The sequence below is a fragment of the Frankia sp. AgB1.9 genome (assembly GCF_016786355.1).
GTDB lineage: Bacteria > Actinomycetota > Actinomycetes > Frankiales > Frankiaceae > Pseudofrankia.
In genome coordinates, this window is the sequence record NZ_JADWYX010000072.1 from 35,727 (window position 1) to 45,754 (window position 10,028).

Genomic DNA, 10,028 nt, shown 5'->3' on the forward strand with positions numbered 1-10,028 from the left:
TCCGATGTCAACCCGCCGCGGGCGACCCGGCACTCCTGAGCCAGACCTCGCCGTGCCAGCCCAGCCGCACGTCAGCGGCCCCCGCGGCGTCCACCGCCCTTCGGCCGGGCGTGAACTGGCCCGGTTCGAGGCCGACTCGGCGACGGCCGGAAGGATCACAGCCGAACATCGGCCGCGGCCGGCCGCCCGACCCCGAGTCGCATTCGTGCAACATTCATCTTTCTCTATCGAATTAATGGACATATCGCTGATCCGCGGCCTACTGTCGCGCAACGGTGGGTCGCACCTAGCACCTAGCACCTAGCACCCCGCACCCCGCACCCCGGACCCGCGAGGCCGCCGAACCCGTGCCGACCGCACGCGTCGGCGTACCCGTCGTCCGACCGCTCCCCCGGCGCCTCCGGCTGACCCGGGGGGCTGCCGATGCCCGTCCGCACACTGATCAACCCGCCGAGAAGGAGTGAACAATGACCGTCGACACCGCGCCGGCTCCCGTGACGCCCGCCGTCGAGCTCGACATCCGGCCGCTGACCGTCCGGATCGGCGCCGAGATCAGCGGTGTCCGGATCGACGGCGACCTGGACGCCGCGACCGTCGCGGCCGTGCGGACGGCGATCGTGCGGAACCGGGTGGTGTTCTTCCGCGACCAGCACCACCTGACCCCGGAGATCCAGATCGCGTTCGCCCGGCTGCTCGGCGAGCTCACCCAGGCCCACCCGTCGCAGGCTCCGCTCGACGGCTACCCGCTGGTGCACGAGCTCGACGCGTCCAAGGGCGGCCGGGCCGGCGCCTGGCACACGGACGTCAGCTTCACGGACCGGCCGCCGGCGTTCTCGGTGCTGCGGGCCGTCGAGATCCCGCCGGTCGGCGGCGACACGATCTGGGCGAACACCGTGGCGGCCTACTGGGACCTGCCGGCCCCGCTGCAGCAGGTCGCGGACGCGCTGCGGGTCTACCACACCAACCAGCACGACTACGGCCTGCGCCTCCAGGACCTCGACGGCCTGCCCGAGGTGTTCAAGGAGCGGTTCTTCGAGTTCCGCTCCAAGGAGTTCGAGGCCGAGCACCCGGTGGTGCGCGTCCACCCCGAGACGGGCGAACCGTCGCTGCTGCTCGGCGGGTTCGTCAAGCAGCTGACCGGAGTGAGCCAGGAGCAGTCGTTCGACCTGCTGCGCACGTTCGCCGACGCGGTAGCCAAGCCGGAGAACACCGTCCGGTGGCACTGGCGGACCGGCGACGTCGCCATCTGGGACAACCGCGCGACCCAGCACTACGCGATCAACGACTACGCCGACAGCCCGCGGATCGTGCACCGGGTCACCGTCGCCGGCACCATCCCGGTCGGCAGGGACGGGCGCCCGAGCGTCTCCCGCGCCGGCGACGCGAGCGAGTACTCCCCGATCGGCACAGTCCCCACGCCAGCCGTCTGACCTGCACAGGGCCGCCGGGAAGGCGGCCCCGACCAGTGCAAGGCCGCCGGCCAGGCGGGTCGTGGACCTGTGCCTCGACCCGCCTCGCCGGTTGGGACGGCCTCCGGGCGAACGCCCGCGCCCTCCTCGCGAGGGGTCGGACCGCCCTCAGGCGTCGCGCGGCTCGCGGGGCAGCTTGTCCGGGGCCACCACGAGGTCGAGGCGAGCGACCCGGCCGGCGGCGACGGTGAACGCGACGACGGCGGCGAGGCGCCCCGCCTCGTGTACCGCGAAGCCGGGCGCCCCGTTGACCCGCACCAGCTCGATCTGACTGCCCAGCTGCCCCTTCGCGAGGACGCCGAGGACGAAGCGCGCGACCTTGTCGGCCCCTTGGATCGGCCGGCGGGCCGCCGTGACGAATCCGCCACCATCGCTGACGAGCACGACCTCGGGGTCCAGAACGGCGATCAGTGTGCCGAGGTCGCCCGAGCCGGCCGCCGCCGCGAACGCCTCCACGACACGGCGGTGCTCGGCGGGATCGACCACCGGGCGCCCGGCCCGGTCGCGAATGTGCCGACGGGCCCGCGAGGCGAGCTGGCGCACGGAGGCGGGGGTACGCCCGACGATGTCGGCGACCTCGGGGAACGGCAGACCGAACAGGTCGTGCAGCACGAACGCGGTCCGCTCGGCGGGTGTCAGGGTCTCCAGCACGACGAGCAGCGCGTAGCTGACCTCGTCGTCGAGGGTGACCCTGTCCGCGGGGTCGCCCTGCTCGGGGGCCGCGGTGGTGAGGACGGGCTCGGGCAGCCACGGGCCGACATACCGCTCGCGGCGCACCCGGGCCGAGCGCAGGACGTCGACGGCCATCCGCGACACGGTGACGACGGCCCAGGCCTCCGGGTCGCGGATCGGTTCCTCGACGTGGTGCGCGACCAGGCGCAGCCAGCAGTCGGCGACGACGTCCTCGGCGTCACCGCGGGAGCCGAGGATCGCATAGGCGACGCGCACCAGCCGCGGCCGCGCGGCCTGGAAGGCGACGGCCAGCGCCTCCTGGTCGGCGCTCACGACGCCGGCCCGGATTTCCGCACGTTCGTCGCCCGGACGGTCGCCGCGCCCGTCGCGTCCTGCCTGCCGACTACCACCCTCATCGCCACCATCCTGGCCCGAGATCGCTGCCCCTGACTGGGACGAGACAGACCGACCAGATGTGACACCCGGACCGGCCGGACGGCTGGGACGAGGGCGTCAGACGAGGTCCAGGCGGCGGCGGACCCGCCCCAGCAGGGCAAGATCCGGAAGGGCGAGATCCGGTAGGGCGCGACCGGGCCGCGCACGAGCGGGCGACGCGCCCGGCTCGGCCTGCTCGGGCCCGACCCGGGGCGTGGGCAGCCGGATCGGGAGGCCGACCGGCGCCGCCGCCGACGCGAGGGCGATCTCGAACCAGACGACCTTGCCGTGCGGCCGGCCGCCATTGGTGGTGGCCACATGGTGGCCCCACCGTTCGGCGAGGCCCTCGACGAGCATCAGGCCACGGCCGCTCTCGTCGTCGGGGCTCGGGTCGCGTGGCCTCGGCGGGCGCGGGTCGGCGTCGGCCACCTCGATGAGCAGCCGCCCGCGGTCGGCGGTCACGCCGACCTCCACGCAGCCGACCAGCCCGCCGTCAAGGCGTTCGGCACCCGCGCAGGCGTCGATGGCGTTGCCGACCAGTTCCGAGGTGAGCAGCTCAGCCACGTCTGCCGCCTGCGCCAACCGCCACTCCCCGAGGACTCCACGGACGAAGTGGCGGGCCAGCGGGCACGCGGCCGGGTCGGCGGGGAAGCGGAAGACGGCGACGTGGGGCGCGGCCTGCGGGCCGGTCTGGCCACTGGTCACGCTGCACCGCCCTCCCCTGGTCTGGCGAGACTTGCGGCGCACACCCCGACACCGCAGCAGCATTGATGTTGTGCCAGGGTGGCGCAGGCCACATCATCCTTCTGCCCGACAGGAAGATGCAAGCTATGCACCTTCATGTCGGGCGGCCGCGAAGGAGGAGACCACACGATGCCACCGCGCCGTCCTGCTCCCACGGTCCGACTGCGCCGCCTCGCCGCCGAGCTGCGCCGCCTGCGCACGGACGCGGGCCTGACCCGCGAGGAGGTCTCCTCCCGCACCAACATCGACCCGGCCACGCTCTACCGGATCGAGACCGCTCGTGCGCGCCGGCCCCAGAAGCGGACCCTGCTGGCGATCCTCGCCTCCTACGGCGTTGACGAGCAGGCCCAGGAGGAGCTGCTGGCCCTGTCTCGCGAGGCCGACCGCCAGGGCATGCTCCTGCCCTACCACGACGAGCTTCCCGAGGAGTACGCCACCTACATCGGCTTCGAGGGCGAGGCGCGGTCGATCGCGACGTACGAGTCGCTGTTCGTCCCCGGTCTCCTGCAGACCGAGGACTACGCCCGCGCGGTCGTGTCCGGCGTGATGACGACAGCGAGCGCGGAGGAGGTCGAACAGCGGGTGCGGGCCAGGATCGACCGCCAGGCCCTGCTGAACACGGCGGACCCGCCGCGCTTCTGGGCGGTGGTCGACGAGGCCGCGCTGCGCCGCGCAGTCGGCGGCGCCAAGGTGATGAGCGTCCAACTGGCCCGTCTGGCCGAGGCGGCGGCGAAACCGAACATCACGGTCCAGGTCATCGCGTTCTCCGCGGGCGCGCACCCCGGCATGCCGGGGTCGTTCATCCTGCTCGACTTTCCCGACCCGGCGGATCCCGCAGTGGTCTACATCGACTCGATGGCCGGCGACCTGTTCCTTGAGGCGGACGCCGAGATCCGTCGATATCGCGCAATCTTCGATAGTCTACGCGCCATCGCTCTCGCCCCGGCCGACAGTCGACAACTGCTGACTGACCTGGGCCGATAGGCTGTAGACGGAACAGGTTGGGGGGCACCGGAAGGAAGGACGAAATGACTCATCCGCATCTGGTGTGGCGCAAGAGCAGCCACAGCAGCGGTAATGGCGCCTGTGTCGAGGTAGCCGCCCTCCCAGACGGCGGTCGCGCGGTCCGCGATTCCAAGGATCCCGCCGGACCGGTCCTGCAATTCACGCCGGCCGAGTGGACGGCGTTTGTGGCAGGTGCCCGGGACGGCGAGTTCGACAGATAGTGGTCTCCGGCCGGGCGCCCGTCGGACTTCGTCGGCCGCCCGGCCGAACATTCTCGCAGTGGTCTCTCAGTACGCCTCGCGGAGGCTAACGAGCCGCCTTGTCGAGGGCCAGGTTCAGGTCGAGCACGTTGACCGTGGGCTCCCCCATGAATCCCAGCGCGCGGCCGTCGACGTGTTCCGCCACCAGCCGCCGGACGGCGGCCGGGTCGAGGCCGCGGGCCTTGGCGATCCTGTTGACCTGCAGGTAGGCGTAGGCGGGTGAGATGTCCGGGTCGAGACCACTGCCCGAGGCGGTCACGGCGTCCGGCGGGACCGGGTTGCCGGTGCCCTTGCCTGGGCCCTTGACCGGCACGAGGATGCCGGCCGAGTAGTCCGCGCCGAACGTGGCGCAGTCGACCTTGACCCCCTGGTAGGTCACGACGAACGGGGCCGCGGGGCATTCCTCGTTGATGCTCACGACCCTGGTGATCGTCCCCGTCGTCCCGGCGGTTCGGAACACCGACAGGACAGCGCCGACGCCGCCCGCGGTGCAGTAGGGGCGGCGCCCGTCGACACCGTCGAGGTCACCGACCGCCTTGCTCCGGGAGCAGACCTGGGTGAGCAGGCTCTGCTTGGACTCGTCGACGTCCTTGGTGGCCGGGTCGTCGAAGGTGTCGACCAGGCTTTCGGGGCCGAGGTTGGACGCGGACGTCGACGTCGGGTCGTAGCCGGCGCCGGCCGCCGAGGGTCGGGGCTGGAAGTACTTCGGGATCGGGTTGCCGGCCGAGTCGGTGAACAGCTGGCCGAGCTCGGCCGAGCCGACCACCTGGCCGGCGGCGTTCTTCACGAGTGAGCCGTCGGCCTTGTCCCGCAGGCCCGGGAGCTGCGCGATCCCGATGACGGCCAGCGGGTAGGCGATGCCGGTCAGGACAGTCAGGACGAGCAGGACGCGCAGTGCGGCGAGGTGCTGTCGGACGAACGAGGGCAGTCGGCTTGCGGCCATGGTCACCGCGCTCCTGGGATGAACTGGATGACGAGGTCGATGATTTTGATTCCGACGAACGGGACCACCAGGCCGCCGAGGCCGTAGACGCACAGGTTGCGGCTGAGCATCTTCGAGGCGCCGCCGGGGGTGTAGCGCACGCCGCGCAGCGCCAACGGGATGAGCGCGACGATGATCAGCGCGTTGAAGATGACGGCGGACAGGATCGCGGACTGCGGGCTGTGCAGCCGCATGATGTTGAGCTTGTCGAGGCCCGGATAGATGGCCGCGAACATCGCCGGGATGATCGCGAAGTACTTCGCGACGTCGTTGGCGATCGAGAACGTGGTCAGGGCTCCGCGGGTGATGAGCAGCTGTTTGCCGATTTCGACGATCTCGATGAGTTTCGTCGGGTTCGAGTCGAGGTCGACCATGTTCCCGGCCTCCTTGGCGGCCGAGGTGCCGGTGTTCATCGCGACGCCGACGTCGGCCTGGGCCAGCGCGGGGGCGTCGTTGGTCCCGTCGCCGGTCATCGCGACGAGCTTCCCGCCGGCCTGCTCCCGTTTGATCAAGGCCATCTTGTCCTCGGGCGTGGCCTCGGCGAGGAAGTCGTCCACACCGGCCTCGTCCGCGATGGCCTTCGCGGTCAACGGGTTGTCCCCGGTGATCATGACCGTCCGGATGCCCATCCGGCGCATCTCGTCGAACCGCTCGCGCATGCCCTGCTTGACGACGTCCTTGAGCTGGACGACACCCAGGACGCGGGCGGTCCCGTCGACGGCTTCCGCCACGAGCAGCGGGGTCCCGCCGGCGGCGGAGATGCCGTCCACGATCTCCCCGGTCTGCGCCGGGACGGTGCCGCCCTGTTCGCGGACCCAGGTGATGACGGCGGCGGCCGCGCCCTTGCGGACCCGCCGGGCCGGCGCGGACCCCACGGCGTCCAGGTCGACGCCCGACATGCGGGTCTGCGCGGTGAATGGCACGAACCGGGCATGCAGCAGCTCACCGGGGCCGCGCTCGCGCAGGCCGTAGGCCGTCTTCGCGTGGACGACGATGGAGCGCCCCTCGGGCGTCTCGTCGGCGAGTGAGGACAGCTGCGCGGCGCTGGCGAGGTCGTCCGCGCCCGTGTCGCCGACCGGGAGGAACTCGCGCGCCTCCCGGTTGCCGATCGTGATCGTGCCGGTCTTGTCCAGCAGCAGCGTGTTCACGTCGCCGGCGGCCTCGACGGCCCGGCCGGACATGGCCAGCACGTTGCGCTGGACCAGCCGGTCCATCCCGGCGATGCCGATGGCGGACAGCAGGGCGCCGATCGTCGTCGGGATCAGGCAGACCACCAGCGAGGCCAGCACGATGCCGGTCACGCCGTGGCCGTTCAGCGCGCTCGTGTTCGGGACGCCTGGCAGCTGGGCCTTCGAGAAGATCGCCAGTGGCTGCAGCGTCGCCACGGCCAGCAGGAAGATGACCGTGAGGGCCGCGAGCAGGATGTTCAGCGCGATCTCGTTCGGGGTCTTCTGCCGGTTCGCCCCCTCGACCAGGGCGATCATCCGGTCGATGAAGCTCTCGCCGGGCTTCTGGGTGATCCGCACGACGATCCGGTCGGACAGCACCCGGGTACCGCCGGTGACCGCGCTGCGGTCACCGCCGGACTCGCGGATCACCGGCGCCGACTCGCCCGTGATGGCGGACTCGTCGACGCTGGCGATGCCCTCGATGACGTCGCCGTCACCGGGGATGAACTGCCCGGCCTCGACCACGACGACGTCACCCTGACGGAGCTGGGGCGCGGGCACCTCCTCGATCGCGCCGCCGGCGCCCCGCCGGTAGGCGATCGTGTCGGTCTTCGTGCGGCGCAGCGCGTCGGCCTGGGCCTTGCCGCGGCCCTCGGCGACGGCTTCGGCGAGGTTGGCGAACAGGACCGTCAACCACAGCCAGACGACGATCAGCCAGCTGAACGCCGAGGGATGCGCGACCGCGAGGACGGTCGTGTAGACCGCGCCGACCTCCACGATGAACATGACCGGATTGCGCCACAGGGTGCGCGGGTCGAGCTTGCGCAGCGCCCCGGGCAGTGAGCGCCACATCATCGCCGGGTCGAGCAGGCCCCCCTGAATGCGCCGGGGGCCGGTGGGCGGCGCCGGCGTCTCCACGAGCGTGGTGGTGGACATCTAGTGCAGCCCCTCCGCGAGCGGCCCGAGCGCGAGCGCCGGGAAATAGGTGAGCGCGACGACGATCACGGTGACGGCGGCCAGCATCCCGACGAACTGCGGACGATGCGTCGGCAGCGTGCCCGCGGTCGCGGGTACCGGCTGCTGCGCGGCGAACGACCCGGCCAACGCGAGGACGAAAATCATCGGCAGGAAGCGACCGAACGCCATCGCGAGGCCGAGCGCGGTGTTGTACCAGTCGGTGTTCACCGTGATACCCGCGAACGCCGAGCCGTTGTTGTTGCCTGCGGACGTGAACGCGTAGAGCACCTCGGACAGGCCGTGCGCGCCCGTGTTCAGCATCCCCGCGCGTTCACCGGGCAAGGCCATCGCCACAGCGGTCCCGACCAGCACGACGAGCGGGGTCGTGAGGATGTACAGCGACGCGAGCTTGATCTCCCGGCTGCCTATCTTCTTGCCCAGATACTCCGGTGTTCGCCCGATCATCAACCCGGCGACGAACACCGTGATCACGGCGAGTACCAACATGCCGTAAAGCCCGGAGCCGGTACCGCCCGGCGCGACCTCGCCGAGCATCATGTTGAACAGCAGGGTGGCGCCGCCGAGGCTCGTATAGGAGTCGTGGAACGAGTTGACGGCGCCGGTCGACGTCAGCGTCGTGGCACTGGCGAATGTCGCCGAATCGGGCACGCCGAACCGTGTCTCCGTACCCTCCGAGGCCGCGCCGACGGCCATCGGCACGGTGCCGTGGTGTATCCCCTGGAACGCCAGGTTGAGCGTCACGCTGCCGAGTGCCAGCACCGCCATCACCGCGACGATGGCCAGGCCCTGCCGGGTACTGCCGACCAGCTTGCCGAAGGTCCGCGGCAGCGAGATACCGATCATGAGGATCAGGTAGATCTCGAACCAGTTCGTCCACGCGGTCGGGTTCTCGAACGGATGCGCCGAGTTGACGTTGTAGAACCCACCGCCGTTCGTCCCCAGCTCCTTGATGACCTCCTGGCTGGCGACCGGACCACCGGTGATGGACTGCTGGCCACCGGCCAGCGTCCCGACGGTCCGGGTGCCATGGAGGTTCTGGATCGCGCCGCCGGCGATCAGGACGACTGCCGCCACGATGCTGATCGGCAGCAGGATCCGCACGACGGTCCGGACCAGGTCGACCCAGAAGTTCCCGAGCGTGTCCGACCTCTTGCGGGCGAGGCCGCGGACGAGGGCGACCGCCACCGCGATCCCGACTGCGGCCGACGCGAAGTTCTGCACCGCCAGGCCGGCCATCTGGACCGAGTGGCCCATCGTCGACTCGCCGGAGTACGCCTGCCAGTTCGTGTTGGTGACGAAGCTGACCGACGTGTTCCACGCCAGCGCCGGCTTGACGGCCGGGAAGCCCAGTGCCAGCCACAGGTGGTTCTGCAGTCGCTGGAACAGGTACAGGAAGAGCACCGAGACGGCCGAGAACGCCAGGACGCTGCGGGCGTAGACCGGCCAGTGTTGTTCGGAGTCGGGGTCTACACCGACCAGTCGGTAGATCCCCCGCTCGACCCGCAGATGCCGGTCACTCGCGTAGACGCGCGCCATGTAGTCGCCGAAGGGCCGATAGGTCAGTACGAGCGCCACCACCAGGATGCCGATGAATATGACACCCGCACCGTTCGCGCCCATCTAGAAACGCTCCGGAAAAAGCATCGCGGCCAAGAGGAAGAGAGTGAGGCCGACCGCGAGGACGAGGCCGACGATGTTCTCGGCGCTCACAGCCTCTCGACCGCCTTGACAACCAGCCCGAGCACCGCGAACACCGCTAGGGTGAGCAGCACAAAAACGAGGTCTCGCACCTCGAACGCCTGCCTTTCCACAATCTTTCGACACGACCGACTTGTCCGCGCAAGGCCGCGTGCGGGTGGGTGCCGTGAACCGGCGGCGCTCCTTCCGGTTGAATCACGCGCCACCTCCGTCTTACGTCCACCGCCGCGGCCCCCGCGCGGCAACGGTCAGTATCGGCGTGGTTGTCCGGCATCGGCCGGGTCGTTGACGCCGTATTGACGCCGCACCGGCAAACGTCAACGCGCCGCGTACGGAACGGCTGCGCCAGCACATTTCGGGGCAGGACGGGGCGTCGGTTTGGACACACCTGGCGGCCTCGTCGGGCTTCCTTGTCGCCTGCCGTCCGGGCGCGCCCGGGCACGCCGGTCGCGGGCAGAGTCGCGATCCGACGTAGCCGGGCCAAAGCAAAGATCCAACGTGGCCGCTCGAACGAGGCACAGCGCGAACCCGGCCAGCGAGGCCCGCAGCCGGTCGACGAGGCCTCCCGGTCCGCTGAAGAGACCGGTCGAGCCGCGTCCCGACTCCGCTCGCGAAC

9 protein-coding genes are annotated in these 10,028 nt (G+C 70.8%); 3 read left to right on the forward strand and 6 right to left on the reverse strand.

The window, feature by feature from the left end:
- The first annotated feature begins 467 nt into the window (after positions 1-467).
- A complete protein-coding gene (locus I6A60_RS25785) occupies positions 468-1,430 on the forward strand; it encodes a TauD/TfdA family dioxygenase (RefSeq protein ID WP_203023388.1) in 963 nt (320 codons plus the stop codon).
- A 147-nt stretch (positions 1,431-1,577) separates the two neighbouring features.
- On the opposite strand, the gene sigJ is transcribed toward I6A60_RS25785, so the two are convergent.
- Both sigJ and I6A60_RS25795 read right to left on the reverse strand, forming a co-directional pair.
- Positions 1,578-2,474 (reverse strand): RNA polymerase sigma factor SigJ, encoded by an 897-nt coding sequence (gene sigJ / locus I6A60_RS25790; protein ID WP_203023389.1) that lies wholly within the window; start codon positions 2,472-2,474, stop codon positions 1,578-1,580.
- Positions 2,475-2,654: 180 nt separating this feature from the next.
- A complete protein-coding gene (locus I6A60_RS25795; RefSeq protein WP_203023390.1) occupies positions 2,655-3,281 on the reverse strand; it encodes an ATP-binding protein in 627 nt (208 codons plus the stop codon).
- Positions 3,282-3,449: 168 nt separating this feature from the next.
- Here I6A60_RS25795 and I6A60_RS25800 point away from each other — a divergent pair, with 168 nt between their 5' ends.
- Both I6A60_RS25800 and I6A60_RS25805 read left to right on the forward strand, forming a co-directional pair.
- Positions 3,450-4,304: a helix-turn-helix transcriptional regulator gene (locus tag I6A60_RS25800; protein ID WP_203023391.1), complete on the forward strand. Its 855-nt coding sequence runs from the start codon at positions 3,450-3,452 to the stop codon at positions 4,302-4,304.
- A 44-nt stretch (positions 4,305-4,348) separates the two neighbouring features.
- Positions 4,349-4,546 (forward strand): DUF397 domain-containing protein, encoded by a 198-nt coding sequence (locus tag I6A60_RS25805; RefSeq protein WP_013424192.1) that lies wholly within the window; start codon positions 4,349-4,351, stop codon positions 4,544-4,546.
- A gap of 85 nt (positions 4,547-4,631) precedes the next feature.
- On the opposite strand, the gene I6A60_RS25810 is transcribed toward I6A60_RS25805, so the two are convergent.
- From I6A60_RS25810 to kdpF, 4 genes are read right to left on the reverse strand one after another with little or no spacing between them, the layout of a single operon-like run.
- Entirely contained in the window at positions 4,632-5,528 is an 897-nt protein-coding gene (locus I6A60_RS25810; RefSeq protein ID WP_203023392.1) for a potassium-transporting ATPase subunit C, read from the reverse strand.
- A gap of 2 nt (positions 5,529-5,530) precedes the next feature.
- Positions 5,531-7,672: a potassium-transporting ATPase subunit KdpB gene (kdpB, locus tag I6A60_RS25815; protein ID WP_203055717.1), complete on the reverse strand. Its 2,142-nt coding sequence runs from the start codon at positions 7,670-7,672 to the stop codon at positions 5,531-5,533.
- On the reverse strand, positions 7,673-9,334 hold the full coding sequence (kdpA, locus tag I6A60_RS25820; protein ID WP_203017158.1) for a potassium-transporting ATPase subunit KdpA: 1,662 nt from the start codon (positions 9,332-9,334) through the stop codon (positions 7,673-7,675). It lies immediately after the preceding gene.
- The gene (gene kdpF, locus I6A60_RS42950) at positions 9,335-9,424 is read right to left on the reverse strand and encodes a K(+)-transporting ATPase subunit F (protein WP_203017159.1); all 90 of its coding nucleotides are present in this window, start codon (positions 9,422-9,424) and stop codon (positions 9,335-9,337) included. It abuts the gene before it with no gap.
- Between the last annotated feature and the right edge of the window lie 604 nt (positions 9,425-10,028).

Bases quoted from the DNA above. Each gene is read 5' to 3' on its own strand.
- I6A60_RS25785 (WP_203023388.1), top strand. From the start codon at position 468: ATGACCGTCGACACCGCGCCGGCTCCCGTGACGCCCGCCGTCGAGCTC.
- I6A60_RS25800 (WP_203023391.1), top strand. From the start codon at position 3,450: ATGCCACCGCGCCGTCCTGCTCCCACGGTCCGACTGCGCCGCCTCGCC.
- I6A60_RS25805 (WP_013424192.1), top strand. From the start codon at position 4,349: ATGACTCATCCGCATCTGGTGTGGCGCAAGAGCAGCCACAGCAGCGGT.
- I6A60_RS25810 (WP_203023392.1), bottom strand. From the start codon at position 5,528: ATGGCCGCAAGCCGACTGCCCTCGTTCGTCCGACAGCACCTCGCCGCA.
- kdpB (WP_203055717.1), bottom strand. From the start codon at position 7,672: ATGTCCACCACCACGCTCGTGGAGACGCCGGCGCCGCCCACCGGCCCC.
- kdpA (WP_203017158.1), bottom strand. From the start codon at position 9,334: ATGGGCGCGAACGGTGCGGGTGTCATATTCATCGGCATCCTGGTGGTG.